General features: G+C 62.3%; 22 protein-coding genes and 1 tRNA gene. 16 read left to right on the top strand and 7 right to left on the bottom strand.

The window, feature by feature from the left end:
• Positions 1-19: 19 nt before the first annotated feature.
• The 5 genes from accC (at position 20) to purH (ending at position 5,475) form a co-directional block, all read left to right on the top strand.
• On the top strand, positions 20-1,360 hold the full coding sequence (gene accC / locus HELO_RS06480; RefSeq protein WP_013331936.1) for an acetyl-CoA carboxylase biotin carboxylase subunit: 1,341 nt from the start codon (positions 20-22) through the stop codon (positions 1,358-1,360).
• Positions 1,361-1,458: 98 nt separating this feature from the next.
• Positions 1,459-2,373 carry a 50S ribosomal protein L11 methyltransferase gene (gene prmA, locus HELO_RS06475; protein ID WP_013331935.1) on the top strand — a complete coding sequence of 305 codons (915 nt, stop codon included), beginning with the start codon at positions 1,459-1,461 and terminating at the stop codon, positions 2,371-2,373.
• A 66-nt stretch (positions 2,374-2,439) separates the two neighbouring features.
• Positions 2,440-3,498: a tRNA dihydrouridine synthase DusB gene (gene dusB, locus HELO_RS06470; protein WP_109637366.1), complete on the top strand. Its 1,059-nt coding sequence runs from the start codon at positions 2,440-2,442 to the stop codon at positions 3,496-3,498.
• Entirely contained in the window at positions 3,495-3,824 is a 330-nt protein-coding gene (gene fis, locus HELO_RS06465) for a DNA-binding transcriptional regulator Fis (protein WP_013331933.1), read from the top strand. The genes dusB and fis overlap by 4 nt, the downstream gene beginning before the upstream one ends.
• 70 nt (positions 3,825-3,894) lie before the next feature.
• On the top strand, positions 3,895-5,475 hold the full coding sequence (gene purH, locus HELO_RS06460; protein ID WP_013331932.1) for a bifunctional phosphoribosylaminoimidazolecarboxamide formyltransferase/IMP cyclohydrolase: 1,581 nt from the start codon (positions 3,895-3,897) through the stop codon (positions 5,473-5,475).
• Between the two features lie 235 nt (positions 5,476-5,710).
• Here purH and HELO_RS06455 read toward each other — a convergent pair whose 3' ends face one another.
• The 5 genes from HELO_RS06455 to HELO_RS06435 all read right to left on the bottom strand — a co-directional run bounded on the left by HELO_RS06455 (position 5,711) and on the right by HELO_RS06435 (position 10,314).
• A complete protein-coding gene (locus tag HELO_RS06455) occupies positions 5,711-7,183 on the bottom strand; it encodes an NAD-dependent succinate-semialdehyde dehydrogenase (protein WP_013331931.1) in 1,473 nt (490 codons plus the stop codon).
• Between the two features lie 101 nt (positions 7,184-7,284).
• A complete protein-coding gene (gene folX, locus HELO_RS06450; protein ID WP_013331930.1) occupies positions 7,285-7,695 on the bottom strand; it encodes a dihydroneopterin triphosphate 2'-epimerase in 411 nt (136 codons plus the stop codon).
• Between the two features lie 9 nt (positions 7,696-7,704).
• Entirely contained in the window at positions 7,705-8,262 is a 558-nt protein-coding gene (gene folE / locus HELO_RS06445; protein WP_013331929.1) for a GTP cyclohydrolase I FolE, read from the bottom strand.
• 179 nt (positions 8,263-8,441) lie between these two features.
• Entirely contained in the window at positions 8,442-9,428 is a 987-nt protein-coding gene (locus HELO_RS06440; RefSeq protein ID WP_013331928.1) for a serine/threonine protein kinase, read from the bottom strand.
• A 181-nt stretch (positions 9,429-9,609) separates the two neighbouring features.
• Complete coding sequence (locus tag HELO_RS06435) at positions 9,610-10,314, bottom strand: ComF family protein (RefSeq protein ID WP_232519622.1); 705 nt, start codon at positions 10,312-10,314, stop codon at positions 9,610-9,612.
• Positions 10,315-10,386: 72 nt separating this feature from the next.
• Between HELO_RS06435 and bioB the strand changes: the two genes are divergently transcribed.
• The 6 genes from bioB (at position 10,387) to HELO_RS06405 (ending at position 15,045) form a co-directional block, all read left to right on the top strand.
• The gene (bioB, locus tag HELO_RS06430) at positions 10,387-11,499 is read left to right on the top strand and encodes a biotin synthase BioB (protein WP_013331926.1); all 1,113 of its coding nucleotides are present in this window, start codon (positions 10,387-10,389) and stop codon (positions 11,497-11,499) included.
• A 3-nt stretch (positions 11,500-11,502) separates the two neighbouring features.
• Complete coding sequence (gene bioF, locus HELO_RS06425; RefSeq protein WP_013331925.1) at positions 11,503-12,663, top strand: 8-amino-7-oxononanoate synthase; 1,161 nt, start codon at positions 11,503-11,505, stop codon at positions 12,661-12,663.
• Positions 12,660-13,394: an alpha/beta fold hydrolase gene (locus tag HELO_RS06420; protein ID WP_013331924.1), complete on the top strand. Its 735-nt coding sequence runs from the start codon at positions 12,660-12,662 to the stop codon at positions 13,392-13,394. The genes bioF and HELO_RS06420 overlap by 4 nt, the downstream gene beginning before the upstream one ends.
• Positions 13,391-14,200, top strand: coding sequence for a methyltransferase domain-containing protein (locus HELO_RS06415; RefSeq protein WP_013331923.1), 810 nt, complete (start codon positions 13,391-13,393; stop codon positions 14,198-14,200). Before HELO_RS06420 ends, HELO_RS06415 begins: the two co-directional genes overlap by 4 nt.
• A gap of 1 nt (position 14,201) precedes the next feature.
• Complete coding sequence (gene bioD, locus HELO_RS06410) at positions 14,202-14,915, top strand: dethiobiotin synthase (RefSeq protein ID WP_013331922.1); 714 nt, start codon at positions 14,202-14,204, stop codon at positions 14,913-14,915.
• Positions 14,916-14,960: 45 nt separating this feature from the next.
• A tRNA-Leu gene (locus HELO_RS06405) sits at positions 14,961-15,045 on the top strand.
• A gap of 354 nt (positions 15,046-15,399) precedes the next feature.
• Here HELO_RS06405 and HELO_RS19115 read toward each other — a convergent pair.
• Positions 15,400-16,092: a hypothetical protein gene (locus HELO_RS19115; RefSeq protein WP_157953401.1), complete on the bottom strand. Its 693-nt coding sequence runs from the start codon at positions 16,090-16,092 to the stop codon at positions 15,400-15,402.
• 732 nt (positions 16,093-16,824) lie between these two features.
• Between HELO_RS19115 and HELO_RS06400 the strand changes: the two genes are divergently transcribed.
• Positions 16,825-17,271, top strand: coding sequence for a universal stress protein (locus tag HELO_RS06400; protein WP_041601967.1), 447 nt, complete (start codon positions 16,825-16,827; stop codon positions 17,269-17,271).
• A gap of 226 nt (positions 17,272-17,497) precedes the next feature.
• Here HELO_RS06400 and HELO_RS06395 read toward each other — a convergent pair whose 3' ends face one another.
• Positions 17,498-18,559: a helix-hairpin-helix domain-containing protein gene (locus tag HELO_RS06395; RefSeq protein WP_041601966.1), complete on the bottom strand. Its 1,062-nt coding sequence runs from the start codon at positions 18,557-18,559 to the stop codon at positions 17,498-17,500.
• Positions 18,560-19,282: 723 nt separating this feature from the next.
• Here HELO_RS06395 and HELO_RS06390 point away from each other — a divergent pair.
• From HELO_RS06390 to HELO_RS06375, 4 genes are all read left to right on the top strand, one after another.
• Positions 19,283-19,885: a sigma-70 family RNA polymerase sigma factor gene (locus HELO_RS06390; protein ID WP_013331920.1), complete on the top strand. Its 603-nt coding sequence runs from the start codon at positions 19,283-19,285 to the stop codon at positions 19,883-19,885.
• A complete protein-coding gene (locus HELO_RS06385) occupies positions 19,882-20,628 on the top strand; it encodes an anti-sigma factor (RefSeq protein ID WP_013331919.1) in 747 nt (248 codons plus the stop codon). The genes HELO_RS06390 and HELO_RS06385 overlap by 4 nt, the downstream gene beginning before the upstream one ends.
• A 110-nt stretch (positions 20,629-20,738) precedes the next feature.
• On the top strand, positions 20,739-21,158 hold the full coding sequence (locus HELO_RS06380; protein ID WP_013331918.1) for a DUF7282 domain-containing protein: 420 nt from the start codon (positions 20,739-20,741) through the stop codon (positions 21,156-21,158).
• A gap of 118 nt (positions 21,159-21,276) precedes the next feature.
• Positions 21,277-21,642 (top strand): hypothetical protein, encoded by a 366-nt coding sequence (locus HELO_RS06375; protein WP_013331917.1) that lies wholly within the window; start codon positions 21,277-21,279, stop codon positions 21,640-21,642.
• Positions 21,643-22,355 lie beyond the last annotated feature (713 nt).

Genomic DNA, 22,355 nt, shown 5'->3' with positions numbered 1-22,355 from the left:
AACACTGGCGGACTCCATCATGCTGGACAAGGTTCTCATCGCCAATCGCGGCGAGATCGCCCTGCGCATCCTGCGCGCCTGCAAGGAACTGGGCATTCGGACAGTCGCGGTACACTCCAAGGCCGACCGCGAACTGATGCACGTACGCCTGGCCGACGAGGCCGTCTGCATCGGTCCCGCTTCCTCGGCCCAGTCCTATCTCAACATTCCGGCGCTGATCAGCGCCGCCGAAGTCACCGACACCAGCGCCATCCATCCCGGCTACGGCTTTCTCTCCGAGAATGCCGACTTCGCCGAACAGGTCGAGCGCTCCGGCTTCACCTTCATCGGCCCCAGCGCCGAGACCATTCGCCTGATGGGCGACAAGGTCAGCGCCATCAACGCCATGAAGGAAGCCGGCGTGCCCACGGTGCCCGGCTCCAACGGCCCGCTCGGCGACGACGAGGGCGAGATACTGGCCACCGCGCGGCGCATCGGCTACCCGGTGATCATCAAGGCCGCCGCCGGCGGCGGCGGGCGCGGCATGCGCGTGGTGCATGCCGAAGGTCACCTGCTCTCCGCGGTCAACGTGACCCGTACCGAGGCCCACTCGTCCTTCGGCGACGGCACCGTCTACATGGAGAAGTTCCTCGAGAACCCTCGCCACGTCGAGGTGCAGGTGCTGGCCGACGGCCAGGGCAATGCCATTCACCTCTACGACCGGGACTGCTCCCTGCAACGCCGCCACCAGAAGGTGCTCGAGGAAGCTCCCGCACCCGGCCTGGACCAGCAGGCACGCGAACAGGTCTTCAAGGCCTGCCGGGACGCCTGCGTCAAGATCGGCTATCGTGGCGCCGGTACCTTCGAGTTCCTCTACGAGAACGGCGAATTCTTCTTCATCGAGATGAACACCCGGGTACAGGTCGAGCACCCGGTGACCGAGATGGTGACCGGCGTCGACATCGTTCGCGAGCAACTGCGCATCGCTTCCGGACTGCCCCTGTCGATTCGCCAGGAAGACGTCGAGCTGTCCGGGCATGCCTTCGAATGCCGCATCAACGCCGAGGATTCCAGGACCTTCATGCCGTCCCCCGGCCGGGTCACGCTCTATCACCCGCCCGGCGGCCTCGGGGTGCGCATGGACTCCCACGTCTACACCGGTTACACGGTTCCGCCCCACTACGACTCGCTGATCGGCAAGCTGATCACCTGGGGCGATGACCGCGAAACGGCACTGATCCGCATGCGCAATGCCCTGGACGAGCTGCTGGTCGAGGGGATCAAGACCAACACCGACCTGCACAAGGATCTGGTCCGCGACGGCTATTTCCAGCAGGGCGGCGTGAATATCCACTACCTGGAGAAGAAACTCGGCCTGTAAGCCCCGGCCGACGTGCCCTCCCCGACGGGGCGGCGAACGCCGCCCCGTTGTCGTCTCGACTATCCTCCAATCCATCGCCCCAAGCCCCCGGAGTCTTCATGCCCTGGTTGCAACTCAAGGCCCGCATCGCGCCGGAACACGCCGAAGTGCTCGAGGAACTGCTGCTGGATGAAGGCGCCACCGCCATCACCCTGCAGGACGCCCAGGACGAACCGCTCTTCGAGCCCGAGCGCGGTACCACGCCGCTCTGGAACGAGACGGTGCTCACCGGCCTCTACGACGACCTCGAAGGGCTACCGGCCATGCTCGAACGCCTGGCCGCCGCCTGGGCCGAGGCCATGCCCGGCGAGCCCTTGCCCGAGATCGAGCACGAGCTGCTCGCCGACCGCGACTGGGAGCGGGAATGGATGAGCGACTTCGAGCCGCTGCGCATGGGGCAGCGACTGTGGATCGTGCCGAGCTGGCATGAGGCACCGGACCCTCAGGCGGTCAATCTGCTGCTCGATCCGGGCCTGGCCTTCGGTACCGGCACCCACCCCACCACCGCCTTGTGCCTTGCCTGGCTGGATGGCCTGGCGGTGGACGGCGAGCTGGACGATCGCGAGGTACTCGACGTGGGCTGCGGCTCCGGCATCCTGGCCATCGCCGCCCTGCGGCTCGGCGCCCGCCACGCCACGGGAACCGACATCGACCCCCAGGCGCTCACCGCCAGCCGCGACAATGCCGAGCGCAACGGCGTCGACGAGACGGCACTGCGCCTCGAATACCCGGAATCGCTCGAGGCCGAGGCACGTTTCCCGCTGGTGGTGGCCAACATTCTGGCCGGCCCCCTGGTGGAGCTCGCCGACGAGATCGCCGAACGTGTCGCCCCCGGTGGCCGCCTGGCCCTGTCCGGCATTCTGGAAACCCAGGCCGATGAAGTCCTCGCCGCCTATGCCGCACGCGGCCTGACGATGGATGAACCGGAGGTTCGTGAAGGCTGGGTACGCCTGACCGGACGACGTTCGACTTGAGTGGCCTTCACCCTGGATAGCGGGGGGCGTATGATGTGTCCCCTTTCTCAGCAGCCGATTGCAAGCATGTCCGATTCCAGCCCACTGCCACGCATTGGTCGTCATACCTTGTCCAATCGGGTCATCCTGGCGCCCATGGCCGGCGTGACCGACCGCCCCTTCAGGGCGCTCGCCCGTCGCCTGGGCGCGGGACTGGTGGTCGGCGAGATGGTCACCTCTGACCCGAACCTGTGGCATACCCGGAAATCGCGGCTACGCATGGATCACCGAGGAGAACCCGGCCCCCGGGCCGTACAGATCGCCGGCGGTGACGCCGCCATGCTCGCCGAGGCCGCCCGCCTCAACGCCGAGATGGGCGCCGAGGTCATCGACATCAACATGGGCTGCCCGGCCAAGAAGGTCTGCAACAAGGCGGCCGGCTCGGCCCTGCTGCGCGACGAGGCCCTGGTCGCCGAGATCCTCGATGCCGTGGTCGCCGCCGTGGACATTCCGGTGACGCTGAAGATTCGCACCGGCTGGTGTGCCGAAAGCAACAATGGCGTGCGCGTGGCCCGCCTGGCCGAGTCGGCGGGCATCCAGGCGCTCGCCGTGCACGGCCGCCATCGCCAGCAACGCTACGGTGGCGAAGCAGAATACGATACCATCGCCGCCATCAAGGCAGCCGTGGGTATCCCGGTATTCGCCAACGGCGATATCGACTCTCCCGAGAAGGCTCGCCGAGTCCTCGACTATACTGGAGCGGATGCGGTGATGATCGGTCGCGGCGCCCAGGGCAATCCCTGGATCTTCCGCGAGATCGATCATTACCTGCGCCACGGCCGACGCATGGCACCTCCCGACGACACCGAACGTGCCGCGGTGCTGCGTGACCACCTGTCGGCCCTGCATGATTTTTACGGTGAGCACATGGGCGTGCGTATCGCGCGCAAGCACATCGGCTGGTATCTCGCCGGTGATGCCCGCTTCGACGACGCCGAACGCAAACGCCTGCGCGCCACCTTCAACGGCCTGGACGCCGCCAACGCCCAGTGCCGCTTCATCGACGAACTGTTTCGTCATGCTCCCGCCGACACGACGTCAGAGGTCGTCAGGGGTATGACATCGGATGGAACCTGTGCCGCATGACCAGCAGCCAAGCCTTTACCCAGTCTTCCGCGCTGCCCGAGATCGAACCCCGGGCCTCTCGCGACGCCGCCGATGACAGCGCTTCCGCGCCCGGCGACGATATGCTCCTGCGTGATGCCGTGGACGCCGCCATGCGCCGCTACTTCGCCCACCTGGATGGCTGCGAGGTGACCGACCTGCACGCCATGGTGATGGCCGAGGTGGAGGCTCCCCTGCTCGCCTCGGTACTCGATCACGCCCAGGGCAACCAGACCCGAGCCGCCGAGATGCTGGGGCTCAATCGGGGCACCCTGCGCAAGAAGCTCAAGCATTATGGATTGATCTGAACACGAGGGCGCCCCGGCGCCCTTGCTTCTTTTCCCGTCACGCTCCCATGCCCGCAACAGAGTGATCTTCATGGCCCAATCCACTTCCTCCGTCGCCCCGGTACGCCGCGCCCTGATCAGCGTCTCCGACAAGACCGGCATCGTCGATTTCGCACGCGGCCTGCGCGATCGAGACGTCGAGCTGCTCTCCACAGGCGGCACCTATCGTCTGCTGCGCGAAAACGGCGTGCCCGTCACCGAGGTCTCCGAGCACACCGGCTTCCCGGAGATCATGGACGGTCGCGTCAAGACGCTGCATCCCAAGATCCACGGCGGCATTCTCGGCCGGCGCGGCCAGGACGATGCCGTCATGGCCGAGCACGACATCGCGGCGATCGACATGGTGGTGGTCAACCTCTACCCGTTCGCCGACACCGTGGCGCGCCCGGACTGCACCCTCGAGGACGCCATCGAGAACATCGACATCGGCGGGCCGACCATGGTGCGAGCCTGCGCCAAGAACCATGCCCACACCACCATCGTGGTCAACGCCGACGACTACACCCGAGTCTTGGATGAACTGGACCAGGGCGGCATCAACCAGGCGAGCCGTTTCGACCTGGCGGTGAAGGCCTTCGAGCACACCGCCGGCTACGACGCGGCCATCGCCAACTACCTGGGCGCTCGCGTCGAGGGCGGCGAGGAAGGCTTCCCGCGCACCTACAACCTGCAGTTCCACAAGAAGCAGTCCATGCGCTACGGCGAGAATCCGCACCAGGCCGCTGCCTTCTATGTGGACCCTGCCAGTCGCGAACCCGGCGTGGCCACGGCACGCACCCTGCAGGGCAAGCCGTTGTCCTTCAACAATGTCGCCGATACCGATGCCGCCTTCGAATGCGTCAAGGGGTTCGACGAGACCGCCTGCGTGATCGTCAAGCACGCCAACCCCTGCGGCGTGGCCGTCGGCGAGAGCGCACTCTCCGCCTATGACAAGGCGTTCGCCACCGACCCGACCAGCGCCTTCGGCGGCATCATCGCCTTCAACGTTCCCCTCGACGCCGAAACCGCCCGGGCGATCATCGACCGCCAGTTCGTCGAAGTGATCATCGCCCCCGGCGTGGACGAGGCCGCCCGCGAGATCGTTGCCGAGAAGAAGAACGTGCGCCTGCTCGACGTTGCCGAGCACTGGCCGGGCGAGCGCGAGCAAAACCACGACCTCAAGCGCGTCACCGGTGGCCTGCTGGTCCAGGACCGCGACCTGGGCATGGTCGAGCGCAACGAGCTGAGCGTGGTCTCGGATCGAGTGCCGAGCGAGCAGGAAATGCGTGATCTGGCCTTCGCCTGGAAAGTCGGCAAGTTCGTCAAGTCCAACGCCATCGTCTATGCCAAGGGCGGCCAGACCATCGGTGTCGGTGCCGGCCAGATGAGTCGCGTCTACTCGGCCAAGATCGCCGGCATCAAGGCCGCCGACGAAGGCCTTTCCGTGCCCGGCTCGGTCATGGCCAGCGACGCATTCTTCCCCTTCCGCGACGGTATCGACGCGGCAGCCGCCGCCGGCATCACCGCCGTCATCCAGCCAGGTGGCTCCATGCGCGATCAGGAAGTGATCGACGCCGCCAACGAGGCGGGGATTGCCATGGTGTTTACCGGAATGCGGCACTTCAGGCACTGAGCCGGGGGGAAAACGCTGGAACTCGGCCATGCGTCGTTGAAAATCGGCTTGAAATGCTCATTTGCAACAGCAAACTCCGCTTTCGCGCCGATTTTCGCCTAGCCTGACCATCATCCAGCTGTTTTCTCGACCTCGCCAAAATAGAAACACCCCGAAGATTGGATTGGACGTCCAACCTTCGGGGTGCAGTTCAATACCGACGGGGTTGTCTTTTCTTACCGCTTAAGGCTGAGGGTTAGGCTCCGAGATCGATACACAGGTACTTGGTCTCGAGGAATTCCTCGATGCCCTGGTGGCCGCCTTCGCGGCCGAGCCCCGAGGCCTTGACGCCACCGAAGGGGGCGGCGGCGTTGGAAATCAACCCGGTGTTGATGCCCACCATGCCGTATTCCAGCGCATCGGCCACGCGCCACACGCGCCCCAGGTCGCGGGAGTAGAAGTAGGAGGCCAGGCCATATTCGGTGTCGTTGGCCATGCGCACGGCGTCCTCTTCGTCCTCGAAGGGGAAGACGGCGGCCAACGGGCCGAAGGTCTCCTCGCCGGCCACCTTCATACCATCGTTGGCTTCGGTGATCAGCGTCGGGGTGAAGAAGTTGCCGCCCAGCGGATGCGGATGGCCGCCCAGCAGCAATTCGGCGCCGTGCTCGACGGCGTCCTGAACGTGTTCGGAGACTTTCTCCACGGCCTTCTCGTCGATCAGCGGGCCGATGTTGACGCCCTCCTTCGTGCCGTCGCCAACCTTGAGCTCGCTGTTCATGGCCACCGCCAGCTTTTCGCAGAAGGCATTGACCACGCTCGACTGCACCAGGAAACGGTTGGTGCACACGCAGGTCTGGCCAGCATTGCGGAACTTGGCCGCCATGGCGCCTTCCACGGCGGCATCCAGATCGGCGTCCTCGAAGACGATGAAGGGCGCATTGCCGCCCAGCTCCAGCGAGATCTTCTGCACGTGGCGCGAGGCCTGAGCCATCAACTCACGCCCCACTTCGGTGGAGCCGGTGAAGGTGATCTTGCGCACGATCGGTGATTCGGTCAGGGCGGCGGCGATCTGCGAGGCGCGACCGGGCACCACGTTGAACACACCGCGCGGAATGCCGGCACGTTCGGCGAGCATGGCCAGAGCGGTGGCCGAGAACGGCGTCTGGCTGGCCGGCTTGACCACGAAGGTACAGCCCGCGGCCAGGGCCGCACCGGCCTTGCGGGTGATCATCGCGGCCGGGAAGTTCCAGGGCGTGATGGCCCCCACCACGCCCACCGGCTGCTTGGTGACCACGATACGCTGGTTGCTGGAAGCGGCCGGTACCGTTTCGCCGTTGATACGACGGGCCTGCTCCGCGAACCAGCGCAAGAAGCTTGCCGCATAGGCGATCTCGCCTGCGGCTTCCTTCAAGGGCTTGCCCTGCTCGTGGGTCATGATGGTGGCCAGGTCCTGCTGATGCTCGAGCATCAGGTCATGCCACTTCATCAGCGCATCGGCGCGCTCCAGAGCAGTCAAGGCCTTCCAGGCAGGCAGGGCGGCGTCGGCAGCGGCGATGGCCCGCTCGGTTTCCGCCCGCCCCAGGCGCGGTACACTCCCGACGACATCGCCCGTGGCCGGGTTGACCACCTCGATCTGCTCGCCACTGTCGGCGGCGACCCAACTCCCGTCGATGTAGGCGAAGGGGCAATACAGTTGGGTTTCCTTCAGATTCTCCTTCAGGGCTTCCATGGTCGACTCCTGGCTCAAGGCGCTTGGTGAGGATTGATCTCCATGCTAAGCGTATGGAGGTCGCACGCCAACCGCCAGGCGTCACCATGACGCTGCCGGATTCAGTTGCTTCGCCTCGGCTCCCGGGAATCCGACAGGGTAATCGACACGGAGTCGGCGAAACGCAGGGCATGGGGCTTGTCGATTTCCACCTGGGCGGTGAGGACCTGCTCGAAACTCATGATCAGGTCGAGCACTTCCCGGGTCATGCGCTCCAGCAACTGGAAGCGGTTATCCTCCACATGGGCGATGACCTGCTTGGTGATGGTGCGATAATTCAGCGCCTGCTCGATGTGATTGAACGCCAGCGCCTTGTCGGCGCGATAGCGAATCACCGCATTGATCACCACATCCTGGCGATTGCGGATCTCGTCATCCTTGATGCCGATGTAGGTCCGCAAGCGCAGGTTCTTGATGCGTATCGTGGCCAGGTCGTGATCGAGGTGCTGATCATCCAGGGCGAGCATTGCCATTGTTGTCTCCTACCTACCTTGAACCAGCGTCAGGAATTCCTGCCGCGTACTCTGCGACTCCCGGAAGGCACCCAGCATCACCGAGGAGGTCATGCTCGAATTCTGCTTCTCGACGCCGCGCATCATCATGCACAGGTGACGCGCCTCGATCACCACCGCCACGCCGCGCGCGTTGGTGACCTGCTGGACCGCCTCGGCAATCTGGCGAGTCAGGTTCTCCTGGATCTGCATGCGCCGCGCGTACATGTCGACGATGCGCGCGAACTTGGAAAGGCCCAGCACCTTGCCGCTCGGCATGTAGGCGATATGACACTTGCCGGTGAACGGCAGCAGGTGATGTTCGCAGATTGAATACAGCTCGATGTCCTTGATCAGCACCATCTCATCGGTGTCCGACTCGAAGACGGCACCGTTGACGATCTCCTCCAAGGACTGGAAATAACCACGATTCAGGAATTGCATGGCCTTGGCGGCACGCTTGGGCGTATCGCGCAGGCCTTCCCGGTCAGGATCCTCCCCGATCTCTTGGATGATCTGGCGGTAATGGTCGGCGAGTTGTTCGGTCATTCTCAGGCCCCATGCAGAATCGTTATGGCGATGCATCAGCGCGGCCATCACGCCTCTGCCATCGAATTGTTACCCCGTGTTCATCTTCCCCGGGTCGAAAGGACACGATTCTAGCGCATGCCATGCGCCAACGCAGTCCCGCCCCGGCTCCCGGCAACACGGATGCGTCTTGCCGTACTTCACGCCTGCCCGGAGACCGCGGCATCCAGTACCCGTCGTTGCTGCTCGAGCTGGCGGATGTGGTCATCCCAGTAACCGGCATCGGCCAGCCAGGGAAAGGCCACGGGGAAGGCAGGATCCTCCCAGCGCGCCACCAGCCAGGCACTGTGGCGTATCAGGCGGAAGGCGCGCAGCGGCTCGATCAGGGCCAGCTCGCTCCGGTCGAAGTCACGGTGCTGTTCGTAACCCTCGATCACCTCGGAGAGCTGCATCTGCCATTCGCCTTCTTCCTGCCCGGTCAAAAGCATCCAGATATCCTGCACCGCCGGGGCCATCAGACAATCGTCGAAGTCCACCAGGCCGAAGACCTCGTCGCGCCCCAGCATATTGCCGAGATGGCAATCGCCATGCACGCGGATGCTGCGTTCGGGCGCCCAGCCACGATCCACCAGCGCCGAACGCAGGCTGTCGGTCACCCGGGTATAAGCACGCCGTTGACGCTGATCGAGCCAGGGGCTGGAGAGTACGCCATCGCATGCCTCGGCCAGCATGTCGTCCAGGTTCAAGGTGCGGCGATGAGCGAAGCGGCCGCTCTCCCCCACGGCGTGCATCGCACCGATGACCTCGCCCAGGGCGAACAGATGGGCCGGGTTTTCCAGCTCGGGCGCCTGCCCCGGCAATTGCGGATAGAGCGCGAAACGAAATCCCTCGGCACGATGCAGACTTACGCCCTGCTCGTCGCGCCAGGGGGCGGCGACCGCGACATCCGCCGCTTCCAGCTCGGCCAGGAAATCATGCTCCTCCTGGATCTGGGCATCGCTCCAACGTCCCGGTCGATAGAATTTCACCACCCAGCGCCGGCGCTCGTCGTCATGCACCAGATAGACCCGGTTCTCGTAGCTGTTCAGGGCGAAAGGCTCGCCGGGCAGCCAGAACCCCAGGGACTCCACCGCCGCCACCACCCGGGCAGGCTCGAGGCGGGCAAAGGGATGGATCGAGGTTTCCATTCGGCGCTCCTGATTCAATCGACTAATCAGGCATGCTAACAGCCTGTCGGACTTAGAGCGCTAGGCTTGTCGCCGGAAAAGCCCACCTCAATCCAAGGTGTCTTGAAGGAAACTCTCGATCAATGGCGTTAAATAGCGAAAGGGTCGCTACGATTGCCTTGCAGCGAATGCTCGGGCGGGTTCAAGGCAATGGCGTGCGCGCCACAGCCCAGGCCTCGACCCGCTCCGCCCCGGCTTGATGACAGGCACGGGCCAGGGCATCGAGGGTCGCGCCGGTGGTCATCACATCATCGAGCAACGCGACCTCGGGCGGCAGTGCCGTCTCCACCCGAAAGGCAGCACGCAGATTGCCGCGTCGTCGCTTGCGGTCCAGCCCCCGCTGGCTCGGGGTATCGCGCCGACGCTGCGCCACCACCAGCGGAATGTCCAGGCGTGCCGACAAGCGTTCGGCAAGCCAACGCGCCTGGTCGAAGCCACGTTGCCGGGCGCGTCGAGGGTGCAGCGGTACCGCCAGCAACGCCTGGGGACACGGCTTATCCCTCAGCGCGTCCTCCAGCAGCGCCAGCATCAAGCTGCCGGCGCGCGGTGAGGCCTGGAACTTGAAGCCTTGCATCAATCCCCTCAACTCGCCCTCGTAACGCAGCGGCACGCGAGCCGTATCGAAGGCCGGTGCACGTTGCAGACAACGTCCACAACGTCGCGCCCGCGACCCAGCGGGCTGCGGCTCGGCACACGCCGGACAGGCCGGCAGATTCCACGGCAATGCCAGGTGGCAGGCCTGACACCAGGGTGCCGTCGACTCGCAGGCGGCGAGACAGAAGGCGCAGCGACCAGGCAACAGGCGCCGCAGCCAGTCGTCAACCTTGAAATCATGAATGGTTGACATAAACCGGCGACGCCTTACCCTATCGGTCAACCGTGACAAACTCGAAAAGTTCGACCAAAAGCGAGCCCTCCCATGCCAGCCCAACACCACGACGCCCATGCGGTTGACTTGAACCTAGACGCCTCTCACGAACCGCGCCACGACTGGCGCCTGGAAGAGATCGAGGCGCTGTTCTCGCTGCCCTTCAACGATCTGCTGTTCCGCGCCCAGCAGGTTCATCGGGCACACTTCGATCCCAACGCCGTGCAGGTCTCGACGCTGTTGTCGATCAAGACCGGCGCCTGCCCGGAAGACTGCAAGTACTGCCCCCAGTCCGGCCACTACAACACCGGGCTCGGCAAGGAAAAGCTGCTCGAGGTCGAAAAGGTGGTGGAGCAGGCCCGTGCCGCCAAACAGGCCGGTGCCAGCCGCTTCTGCATGGGCGCTGCCTGGCGCAGCCCTCGGGAACGCGACCTGGACGTGGTGCTGGAGATGGTCGGCCGGGTCAAGGAGCTGGGCCTGGAAACCTGCATGACTCTGGGCATGGTCGACGCCCATCAGGCGAGCCGATTGGCCGAGGCGGGCCTGGACTACTACAACCACAATCTGGACACCTCGCCGGAATACTACGGCGAGATCATCACCACCCGCTCCTACGCCGACCGCCTGGACACTCTGTCCAATGTTCGCGATGCCGGCATGAAAATCTGTTCGGGCGGCATTCTCGGCATGGGCGAGGCGACCCGGGATCGCGCCGGCCTGCTGCAGCAACTGGCACGCCTGAATCCGCACCCGGAGTCGGTGCCCATCAACATGCTGGTCAAGGTACCGGGCACGCCGATGGAAAACGTCGAGGACCTGGACCCGCTCGAGTTCATCCGTGCCATCGCCGTGGCCCGCATCCTCATGCCGGCCAGCCACGTCCGCCTGTCCGCCGGACGCGAGCAGATGGATGAATCGACCCAGGCCATGGCGTTTCTCGCCGGCGCCAATTCCATCTTCTATGGCGACACCCTGCTGACGACGGGCAATCCCCAGGTCGAACGCGACCGGGCGCTGTTCGACAAGCTCGGCCTACACCCCGAGCAGGTTGAAAAGAGCGCATGCGACATCCGCAGCGACGATGAACAGGCCGAAACCGCACTGGCCCATGCCATCCAGCGCCAGCGCGACGACGCCCTATTCTACGACGCTGCCCAAGCCTGAGCCATGATGTCACGCGCGGACCTCTGGTCGAAGCGACTGGCTAGCGCCGCCACGCAACGCCGTGCGGAAGGCGGCTGGCGCCAACGCCCCACTCTGGACGAAGCCGACCCTCTCATCGACTTCGCCGGCAACGATTATCTCGGCCTGGCCGGTGACCCGCGCCTGGCCGAGGCTCAGGCCGAGGGTGCGAAACGCTTCGGTGCCGGCGCCAGGGCCTCGCATTTGGTCACCGGGCATCACGCGGTCCACGAACGACTCGAACAACGTCTTGCCGAGTTGACCGGGCGTCCCCGCGCCCTGCTGTTCTCCACCGGCTACATGGCCAACCTCGGCGTGTTGCAGACACTGTGCGACCGTCACACCAGGGTGTTTCAGGATCGTCTCAATCACGCCTCGCTGCTCGATGGTGCCCGCCTGGCCCAGGCACCCTCGCGGCGCTTCCACCATCGCGATCTCGCCGATCTCGAGCGCCTGCTGGAGCGCACGCCCCAGGATGCGCCGGCGCTGGTCGTCAGCGATGGCGTCTTCAGCATGGATGGCGACACGGCCGACATCGCCGGCCTCGCCGACACCTGCCAGCGACAAGGCGCCTGGCTGATGATCGATGACGCCCATGGCCTCGGCGTGCTCGGCGAACATGGCGACGGTTGCGTGGGACGCGCCCACGATCAACGCCAGGTGACGATACTCGTCGGCACGCTCGGCAAGGCGCTGGGCAGCGCCGGGGCCTTCGTAGCAGGCGATGCCGCCCTGATCGACCACCTGGTCCAGTTCGCCCGTCCCTACATCTACACCACGGCCCAACCACCCGGCGTGGCAGCGGCCACCCTGACGGCCCTGGACATCCTCGAGCAGGAGCCCGAACGTCGCGACCGCCTCCATCGGCATATCGCCGACTTCCGGCGCGAAGCCGCGAGGCTCGGTCTGCCGCTGACCGACTCCACCACGCCCATCCAGCCTGTCGTACTGGGCGACAGCGCGCGGGTCATGCGCTGGGCCGAGCGCCTGGCCCGGGCCGGGTTTCGCGTTGGTGCCATCCGCCCGCCCACCGTGCCGCGCGGCCAGGCACGCCTGCGGATCACCTTGAGCGCCGCTCATGACGCAACGGCTCTCGACGCCTTGCTCGGCGCTCTGGATGCCTGTCGACGCGAGGACGCCTCATGACGCAGTTGATATTGCTCAGCGGTTGGGGCTGCGACGCCCGAATCTGGCGCCCCCTCGCCCCCTATTGGCCTGATGATCTCGACATCAAGGCACCGGACTGGCCCGGCTATGCCGGTCGCTTGCCGCTCGCCGATCCCACGTCGTTGAACGAATTGGCCGACGCCATGGCCGACGACCTGCCGGCCGACACCGTCTGGGTCGGCTGGTCGCTCGGCGGGCTGCTGGCCGGCGCCCTGCTCGAGCATCTGCCGACTCCGCGCGCCCTGGTACTGCTTGGCATCGGCGCGCGCTTCGTCCACCCGCAGGGGGTGAGCGACACTGCCCTGGCCGACTTCCGTCGCGCTCTCGAGCGTTCCCCCACCGCCGCGCGGGAACACTTCCTGCGCTGGCAACTCGGGGGGGAGCCCGACCCGCGCAACGCGCACCGAACCCTGCGCCAGTTGCTCGACACGAGCCTCCCGGCATCCACTGCCACCCTGGAAGCCGGCCTCGAGCATCTGGCATGCCTGGACAATCATTCGCGCCTGAATGCCGCGCCGTGCCCGGTGTATCGCCTCGCGGGCACCCGCGACCCCTTGCTCGCTCCCGAGGTTCTCGCCCAAGCCGACCAACGTCTCGACGACGCAGGACACTGTCCGATGCTCAGCCAACCGCAGCACCTGGCGACACGGCTGGCGAACATCGCCGCGCAGCACTCGTCCGATGCCGAGCGAGCGGAGCCGACATCATGAACACTGCCTCAATCGCCACCGAGCCGACCGACCATACCGCTGCCGCCGACTGGCGCGCCCGTGTCGCCCATGCCTTTTCCCGGGCCGCACCGCATTATGCGCAGCGCGCGACCGCCCAGCATGCCATGGGCGAACGCCTGATGGCGCACCTGCCCGCCAGGGCCGACAGCATCCTGGACCTGGGCTGCGGTCCGGGCGAACTGACCGCCCGCCTGGCCCGGCATTATCCCGACCATCGCCGGATCGAGGGCCTCGACCTGGCACCCGGCATGCTCGACGAGGCGCGTCGACGCCACCCGGAACCGATCCGCTGGGTATGTGCCGATGCCGGCATGCTTCCTCATGCCGCCGAAGCCTTCGACCTGGTCATCTCCAACCTGGCGATCCAGTGGTGCCCGGACCTCGACCCCGTGCTCGACGAGATCCGCCGGGTGCTGAGACCGGGAGGGCGCGCCCTGCTCAATACCCTGGGCCCCGGCACCCTGCACGAAGTGAGCCAGGCCTGGTCGCATCCCGAGCGTCCCGCCGCCTTGCTCGACTTCCACGACGCTCCCCGGTATCAACGTTCCGCGCGGCGTGCCGGCTTTCGGCGAGTCGCCGTGGAGCAACGCGAGGAACGCTTCCACTATCCCGACCTGGATGCCGTGATGGCCTCCATCAAAGGGGTCGGCGCCCAGGTGGCCCGGCCTGGGAAGCGACTGACCCGAGCCGATCTGGCACGGGCCAGGCATCGATACGAGACGCTACGCGAATCACCCGGCCTTCCTGTCACCTATCACCTTGTCACCCTGATCCTGGAGCGCTGACATGCCAGCCTATTTCGTTACCGGCACCGACACCGATGCCGGCAAGACCCTGGTGGCCAGTGGCCTGCTGGCCCTGGCACGACGTCGCGGCCACACCACCCTCGGGCTCAAGCCGGTGGCCTCGGGCTGTGACGCCACGACTCGCGGACTGCGCAACATCGATGCCCTGACGCTCGGCGAGCAGAGCACGCCCGAGGTGCCATACGAAGTCCTCAACCCCTACGCCTATGCACCAGCCATCGCCCCGCATCTGGCCGCATGGCGTGCCGGTGATGTCCCGACGCTGGATGACCTGGTCGCGGCCACTGCCGACCCACTGGCCTGGCAGCGCGACCTGACCCTGGTGGAAGGCGCCGGCGGCTGGCGGGTACCACTCAACGATCACGAGGATCTCGCCGGCCTGGCCAGGCGGCTCGAGCTTCCGGTGATCCTGGTGGTAGGGCTCAAGCTCGGTTGTCTCAACCACGCCATACTCAGTGCCGAGGCGATTCGCGCCGACGGCCTGCAGCTGGCCGGCTGGGTGGGCAATCTGATCGAACCGGGCCTGTCCTTCGACGAAGCCGGCGACGCGGCCCTGTATCGCGACAACCTCGAGACCCTGACACGCCGTTTGTCGGCACCGAACCTCGGTATCCTCCCGCACCTGGCCGGCGAGAGCCCCGCCGCCCGAGCCGAGGCCGCCGCCGATCACCTGCGCCTTCCCGGGAGCGATTGACTTGTAGGAGCCCGTCCGTAAAATATGGACGCCTGCCTGACCCGTGCGGATGTGGTGGAATTGGTAGACACGCCAGATTTAGGTTCTGGTGCCTTCGGGCGTGGGAGTTCAAGTCTCCCCATCCGCACCATTTTTCCTTATTTTTCAGCAAATTACCTGATCGACTAGACGCCAAATAGGCTTGGATATGCCTGTTTTGGGTATGGTGTGGTCAGCTTTTGCCAACCCTGCCCTTCCTGTTGATACTGTATATTTGACCAGAACCCAACAGTGAGACTCACCATGGTCGGTCTATCGACGCCCTCGTAGCATCCGGCGTCTGTGACGACTAGAGGTAGTAAAAGCGCACATCCAGCTCTAAACCGAGCATATAGGGTGAGCTCTTCAGTGCCACATTCGATTAGTTGTCTGAGGAGCGGGGCCCCAATGGATCACAAACCAACTGTGTCTGGAGCCCCAACAGCGGCCAAACCGATGCTACCCCTTATTTAGCCTTCTCGCATTGATGATCTTTTGTAAAAACAAAATCACTCTCTTTGTCTATAAGACCTAATTCATTCGAGCACTTCACATACGAGGTAGTATATGGATTATAAAAACCCACTTGCACATGATCTTTCACGTTAATATTTTTCCAATACCCTGTAGTTGTCGAATAGACCCTAGATTCTTCTGGCTTCAAATAGCCAAGTACTGAATCAGATGAGAAATCATTATCCTTTTCGACAGAAAAAGCTGGATACACAGGAATTTCGGATTCATTTTTTACTGTATAAGCATGGGCATGAGGAGCCTCGGGCTCGTAGTTATCTTGTGAGCGAGTGCACTCTCCCGAATCGCTACCAACCAACTTCCACCCTGACTTTTCAGTCATTAACAACGAATAGTTGCATCCGCGACCAGCATCATCAATTCCATATGAGCTTCTTAACTTCAAATCAAGAAAATCTTCTGACCCTTTAGAGCTTGAAAAAACAACCCTAATCCATTCCTCCCCCTCTTTAGGATTTCTGGCGTCATAGGATCTTTCATCATTATTCTTCATATAAACGGTATCGCCATACATCACTTTCACATTTAATTTGTCTTTATTCTCAATTGCAATACTATCGGCAAGCGCTAACTCACCTATCAGAAATGAGGACAAAAAGAACGTAATTCCAGCTATATTTTTCATGAAACATTCCTCCTTGATCAATTGCATCATATGGAAACCGTCATGGGTGGAGACTTCGCCTCCACAACACGGATTTCCGCTAACCCTGGAGGATCAGCATCGATATTTCTAACAGCTAACCTAAATACTTTAAATTCAAAATCACAAATAAGAACCATTTCCAACATTATGTTACCCAGTACCTTCCAGATCATCTGGAAAGTATATATTAAGGCACCGAAAGCGATTTATGAGCATAGGTCTAAGTATGATGATAGAGATGCCCGCTCACACACCTGCTTGTTCAAGCGCTGACGGCACAGTTGACTGAGTGTGGGACCGCGCATCGCCCTGTGTCAGCCCCAAGGGCGGGAGAGTGAGGCGGGACAAGGCGTGGAGGCTCATTGCCACATATGCGGCTGTCGGGAGATCCGGCCCCATGACCGATGCACCTGGAAGCACTTCCGTGTCGAAATTGTCGACCGAAGCGATTCTGTAGCGATCCAATGCCGTTGCGGCAATGTGAACGTGGATTACGTGAGTAGCTCAGTTTAAAGCTTCAGCTCGTTTTCGCCGCCCTCTACGCGACCTGCCGTAGGCGTTGCGTACTTGATGTGATAAGCCCTACAGCCAACACCCTAACCATCACGCCGTCTCAAGAGACTTCATGCCTCATGCGGCATTACGCCACCCCATGCCAACGTTTAAGCGACTAAACTTAAAGGGCGGAACCAATTCTAACAGGAGGCCGCCATGTTCCAATCTATTCTTGTTCCCCTCGATGGTTCAGAGCATTCTCAACTAGCACTACGGGTGGCGAGCAAGCTGCTCGACTCATCAGGTGGGCGCTTGATTCTCTTGCACGTACCAGAACCTCTGGAGCACGAAACGCTATTGGTTTGGGGGGTTGGCGTTGTCCCCATGGGCTCAACACTTGAGGAGCGCGAGAAGATCGGGCGAACGCTTCTCGACAAAGCAATAGAGGATGCCGAGTCTCAGGGCCTGAACAGTGACTCCATCTCTTCCATTCTGACTCATGGTGATCCTCGCCAGCTGATTTTAGCCACCGCCAAGGAAGAGAACGTTGATGCCATCGTCATGGGGAGTCGAGGTCTAAGCGACCTCAAGGGGTTGATGATTGGCAGCATCGCACACAGGGTCAGTCATTCAGCGGAGTGCCGAGTGCTCACCGTCCATTAATTCAGGAGATGTGGCCTACAGGTTAGCAGGGGTGACAATACGTGCCGCCGGGCATCATCCGATACGGGTCCCAAGAGAGGATTGTGACGCGCCGCCATCCCTGGCGGCGGCGCCCGTTCCAGGGCACCGCATGCTGTTGGCGTCACATCCAAAGCATAACCCACTCAATGCGGGCTGCTGTGAGACACGGTCTGCCTGTCATATAAGAGATCGCAGACTCAGAAGCTTACAGGCTGCACACCAGGCCACTGGCTTCAATATCCTCAACCCTCGACGGTCCAATGCCGCTCACCCGGGTCAGCCCGTCGACGCTCTCGTAAGGGCGCGCATCGATGACACTCTCAGCCCTCGACGGCCCAATGTGCGGCAGCTCATCCAAACGACTGACCGTCGCGTCGTTGATGTTGATGCACTCACTGCCGACGCTCTCTCTGCCGCCGCTAGCCCCTTCCATCGCGATGAATCCAGGCTCGGCATTCCCAACGGTGACGAAGATCGGAGCGTGGTCCGAGACAATGTCGCGGGCCTCCTCATGGGTCAGGCCCAGCAGTTCAGGGAATCGGACAATTCCGTCGCCGGTAACATTGAGCACGGCGGCGTCATGCCAGAGGTTGTCGTAGAGGTTCGAGTACTGCCCATCTGTCGTGCTCAAGGTCGTCGCCCCTGAGGTGATCGCCGGTACCGCGCCCTGGTCGCGCAGCATCTGCCAGGCCTCGTGATCAGGTGCCAGGTTGTAGTCGCCGGCAATCAGACGCGGTGTGTCCGGGTAGACCTCGCTCATCCAGCCCCAGATCTCTGCCAACTGGCGGATCTCCGGCGTGCGGTCCGCCCTGCTGTCGCCATAGACGATGTGCACCGCGGCTAGGGCCACCTCCTGTCCGGTCTCCTTGTCCGCAAACTCTGCGAGATATGGCTCCCTTGCGAACTCGTCACCTGGGTCCAGGTAGACCACTGCGCCCTGGGTATACTCGACAGCGGAGTCGCGCCACAGATAGCTATAGCTCTCTTGGTATGAGCTGCGGCCAACCTCGTGCGACGTCATCGAGCTCCACCGCTCCCCCGTCAGCGACTCGAGCTCGCCTTCAAGCTGGGTTACAGCAGACTCGTCCATGACTTCCGTGAGTGCCCATAGATCCGCCCCCTGAGCGATGTGCGCGACCAGATCGACCCTCTTACCATTATCCCAGCCCAAGTGTTTGAGGTTCCACGTTCCAATAGTGATGTCCGCGCCGGCCGTCGCCGGCAGCCCCAGTGCCACAACCAGCGCTGAGGTAAATTGCTTTATCATTACTCACTCTATTAGTAAATTACGTGATACCACTATGGTATCGGGTCACCGGCCAGTTATCGAGAGGTATGAAAATCGCCAGGCGCAGAAGCCGCTTCTATGCTGATGGGAGGGGGGTTGCGGGTATTACCCAACCGAGAGGGAGGAAGAAGATATCTACAACTAGCTCGGCCACAAGCCTCCCGATAAGGTCTCGCGCCAGCACTGCACCGAGCTACAGCGCAACCTCGAAAAGCGTGGAACCCACAACATTGCCGGGAAAGCCCGAAGCTGGGTCGGACAGATCTTCTCGCTGGTAATCGCCGAGGAACTGACAATGATCCACGGCAGCGTGCGGCTGCACCGGAATCCACCGGGATCGTCAGGCTGACGTGGTCGCGGTACCAGATCACACGGTGGCACAAGAGGCTTGAGCGTCGCGGATGGATCGGCTTGAAGCGCCCGCCCCGCGGTGAGTTGATCAAGTATCTCGTGATCAGCCGGAGGCGGTTGTATAGGGAGGCGATGCCAGTTAATGATGTCCCCATAGTAGCAAGTCGAACCGCCCGTGCCCTGTGGCAAGACAGCGACACCCACTTGAGTTCATCGGTGCCTCAAGGTAGTTTCCACCCATTCTCTCGCATGGGCGTTCTATGGAAGGGCCAGCATTGGCCAGCCCGGCGCCGGCGCGGTAGCCTGTTCTAGCCATGGCGCTTGCGCAATGACATTAACAAGGAAGGTGGTATGTCCGATCACTCACGGCCCTCTTCTACGCATTGCGGTGAAACCCCACCCGCAACGCCATCTTCCAATAACCACCTGCGCGACCTGCTCCAACTCGTTGCCCAAAGTGATCGCCGCGCCTTCGCCCAGTTGTATGAGGCCACCTCGGCGAAACTCTATGGCACGGTGCTGCGTATCTTGAAAGAGCGGAGTCGAACGGATGATGTCATCCAGGAGGTCTACGTCACGATCTGGCAGAAGGCGGCACAATTTGAAGCCAGTCGGGCTTCACCCATTACCTGGATGGTGACCATCGCTCGCCATTCTGCCATCGACGAATTGCGCCGCCAGCCCAGAGCCCCTCATGAATCGGAAGACGCACTATCACAGATTTCCACCGACGAGATCGGCGCCCACGAACACATTGAGCACGAACAGGATGCCCGGCAACTGCGCGCCTGCCTGGAAGAGCTCGAAACCAACCACCATCACATGGTGCGCTTAGCGTACCTGGATGGCTGGTCACGCGCCGACTTGGCGGCGTATTTCGAACAACCGGTGAATACCGTCAAGACTTGGCTCCATCGAGCCTTGAAGCAACTCAAGGGGTGCCTGGGGTCATGACAGCACACGACGACATCGACATGCTGGCCGCCGAATATGTACTGGGCACCCTCGAGGCCGACGAACGTACCGAGGTGGCCCAGCGACGGGAGCATGACTCCAACCTGGACGCACGAATTCTCGCCTGGGAGGCACGTCTTGCCCCGCTCAGCAACGAGATTCAGGCGGTAGCCCCGGGAACGGATCTTCTAGAGCGGATCGAGCGCCGCATCGCGGTGCTCGAGACCGAAGCAAACACCGGTGAAAGCAGTACGACGCAGTTGGTCGCACTTCGTCGTCGCCTTGGGTTCTGGCGCTGGAGCACTGCGCTCGCTTCCGCTGCAGCGCTGATATTAGCCATGGTGCTGGTCGTGCCGTTCGACTCGGCGCCGAACCAGTCCCCTTTCGTGGCCGTATTCTCGCAGAATGACCAGCAGCCAGCCTTCATACTCACCGTCAACCTCGACAACCGCCGGCTCAACGTACAGCCAGTGGCGGCGGAACCACTTCCAGATCGCTCCTATCAGCTGTGGATCAAATCGGCTGAGCTCGGACCTACCCCCCGCTCAGTGGGCGTGCTGAACGACAACCTCAGTCTGGATGCCAATGCCTTGCGCGACTATGATCCCGACCTACTAAAACAGGCCACCTTCGGCATCAGCGTTGAACCTCCGGGGGGCTCTCCTACCGGCCAACCGACGGGTCCTGCGATCCACGGCTACCTCTATCCCACCGACCAGGGAGAGAGGTCACAGCACCTATGATTTTTTCTCTCTGACGTGAAACTTTGCGTGCTCTCCACTCGTAACTACGAACACGCCCACCATGATCCTCTTGATCGGCAGGGCGTGCTTCGGAACACAAGGAGAGAATGATGATGACCAAGTTCATGGCAAGTGCATTCGTATCCGCTACTCTGCTCGCCGGCGCTTCTCTGGCTCAAGCAGACATGCATCCCCAGGTCTGGGCTGATGACCAGTCCACCGCAAATGGCACGGTGTCCGCCGAGAAGGTCATGGCAAACAGCAACGGCTGGCTGGTAGTACATCGAACTGACGACAGCATGAAACCAGGCCCCGTGGTCGGCCATGCCCCGCTCAAGAAAGGCAAGAACATGGACGTCACCGCATTGCTGACCGAGGATGTCAGTTCCGGCGACCAGCTGATGTTGATGGTTCACAGCGAAGAAGGTGGCATGGAGACCGGCGTGTTCGAGTACACTCTCGGGGCCTCGGAAGACGGCCCGATCAAGATGGACGGCAACCTCGTGATGACCACCATCACTGCACAATAACTCAGCCGACTATGCCAAAGCAGCTATTAGGAGGCTAGTGTCTTTTATATAGGTTGAGTATCACCGTTTCGGACACCCCCCAACATGGATGGAGAAACTCATATATGCGAGGTTCACCATGATGCATGTCATTAAAGCAGCAGCACTAATGGGCGCAATGGCCCTACTCTCCAGCATGGTCATGGCAGACCACCATGAAGGCGGAATGTCAGACGAAGGGCATGCTGGCCAACCCCACGACATGTCCAAGATGGAGGGCAACGACGGCGAAGCCCTCGTCAAGGACGGCGGCGTGCAATCCGGCTACAACCCCGAAAGGAAAAGCTCTGGCGGTATCCTCAATGACGAGGCCATCGTCAATGATGGCGGCGTACAGTCCAATTACAACGCCGAAAAGGCGGGTACTGGCGGCATCCTAGATGATGGCCCCATTGTCGAAGATGGTGGTGTACAGTCCGACTACAATGCCGTAGCCCCCTTATAAAAGAAGAGCCAATGCTGCTAAAAGCAAAACAAGGAGACCAACTCTAAAAGTGCTTACCGCCCTTGCCCTTCGCAGGGGCGGCCATTATTAAACGCAAACCATCCAGCAAAAGAAAAAACCTCCGCATTCACAACGCGGCAGACAACAACAGGAAGACTTAAAAAACCAACCACACATCATGATGTAACCCCAGGAATGCTAAAAAGAAACAACGGAGCATTCAACCAGCTACTTAAGAGTGTGCGGCAAGCACAAAGAAGCCTCCCACGGCTTCAATCGCCCAGGTTGATATCATCCTCGTCTGTTGCAGCTCCTGTAGCAGCCCCTGCACCAGCACCTATAACGGCACCTCGAGAGATATCGCCCCCCGTTACGGCAGCCGCTGCACCACCCACGGCAGCGCCCACGCCTGCGCCACTTAGCGCGCGTTCGCCTGTCGTCGTGCCACAGGCAGAAAGTCCTATGGCCATAAGACCAACCAATAAACCAGTTTTCAGTACACGCATATGGCTCTCCGATAGAGGAATAGTGCACCTATGGTAGCAAGCCAAGCTGTCCGCGCCCTGTGGTAAAACAGCGATATACATTAGTGCCATCGGTGCTCAGGGCCATATGCCGCCCTCCGCCTCTTCAGACATCCAACCAAGCCCCGCACCATCAGGGCACCATTCGGGGAGTCGGATCACAGCCACTCCACGAACCACCGATGATCT

Origin of the sequence: Halomonas elongata DSM 2581 (assembly GCF_000196875.2) — a bacterium.
GTDB classification, from domain to species: domain Bacteria; phylum Pseudomonadota; class Gammaproteobacteria; order Pseudomonadales; family Halomonadaceae; genus Halomonas; species Halomonas elongata.
This window is presented reverse-complemented; position numbering and strand designations above follow the sequence as displayed.

Bases quoted from the DNA above. Each gene is read 5' to 3' on its own strand.
- purH (WP_013331932.1), top strand. From the start codon at position 3,895: ATGGCCCAATCCACTTCCTCCGTCGCCCCGGTACGCCGCGCCCTGATC.
- folX (WP_013331930.1), bottom strand. From the start codon at position 7,695: ATGGCAATGCTCGCCCTGGATGATCAGCACCTCGATCACGACCTGGCC.
- accC (WP_013331936.1), top strand. From the start codon at position 20: ATGCTGGACAAGGTTCTCATCGCCAATCGCGGCGAGATCGCCCTGCGC.
- bioD (WP_013331922.1), top strand. From the start codon at position 14,202: ATGCCAGCCTATTTCGTTACCGGCACCGACACCGATGCCGGCAAGACC.
- HELO_RS06415 (WP_013331923.1), top strand. From the start codon at position 13,391: ATGAACACTGCCTCAATCGCCACCGAGCCGACCGACCATACCGCTGCC.
- folE (WP_013331929.1), bottom strand. From the start codon at position 8,262: ATGACCGAACAACTCGCCGACCATTACCGCCAGATCATCCAAGAGATC.
- HELO_RS06440 (WP_013331928.1), bottom strand. From the start codon at position 9,428: ATGGAAACCTCGATCCATCCCTTTGCCCGCCTCGAGCCTGCCCGGGTG.
- HELO_RS06400 (WP_041601967.1), top strand. From the start codon at position 16,825: ATGTTCCAATCTATTCTTGTTCCCCTCGATGGTTCAGAGCATTCTCAA.
- HELO_RS06375 (WP_013331917.1), top strand. From the start codon at position 21,277: ATGATGCATGTCATTAAAGCAGCAGCACTAATGGGCGCAATGGCCCTA.
- fis (WP_013331933.1), top strand. From the start codon at position 3,495: ATGACCAGCAGCCAAGCCTTTACCCAGTCTTCCGCGCTGCCCGAGATC.
- HELO_RS06395 (WP_041601966.1), bottom strand. From the start codon at position 18,559: ATGATAAAGCAATTTACCTCAGCGCTGGTTGTGGCACTGGGGCTGCCG.
- bioB (WP_013331926.1), top strand. From the start codon at position 10,387: ATGCCAGCCCAACACCACGACGCCCATGCGGTTGACTTGAACCTAGAC.
- HELO_RS06435 (WP_232519622.1), bottom strand. From the start codon at position 10,314: ATGTCAACCATTCATGATTTCAAGGTTGACGACTGGCTGCGGCGCCTG.
- prmA (WP_013331935.1), top strand. From the start codon at position 1,459: ATGCCCTGGTTGCAACTCAAGGCCCGCATCGCGCCGGAACACGCCGAA.
- HELO_RS06380 (WP_013331918.1), top strand. From the start codon at position 20,739: ATGATGACCAAGTTCATGGCAAGTGCATTCGTATCCGCTACTCTGCTC.
- HELO_RS06385 (WP_013331919.1), top strand. From the start codon at position 19,882: ATGACAGCACACGACGACATCGACATGCTGGCCGCCGAATATGTACTG.
- dusB (WP_109637366.1), top strand. From the start codon at position 2,440: ATGTCCGATTCCAGCCCACTGCCACGCATTGGTCGTCATACCTTGTCC.
- HELO_RS06390 (WP_013331920.1), top strand. From the start codon at position 19,283: ATGTCCGATCACTCACGGCCCTCTTCTACGCATTGCGGTGAAACCCCA.
- bioF (WP_013331925.1), top strand. From the start codon at position 11,503: ATGATGTCACGCGCGGACCTCTGGTCGAAGCGACTGGCTAGCGCCGCC.
- HELO_RS06455 (WP_013331931.1), bottom strand. From the start codon at position 7,183: ATGGAAGCCCTGAAGGAGAATCTGAAGGAAACCCAACTGTATTGCCCC.
- HELO_RS06420 (WP_013331924.1), top strand. From the start codon at position 12,660: ATGACGCAGTTGATATTGCTCAGCGGTTGGGGCTGCGACGCCCGAATC.
- HELO_RS19115 (WP_157953401.1), bottom strand. From the start codon at position 16,092: ATGAAAAATATAGCTGGAATTACGTTCTTTTTGTCCTCATTTCTGATA.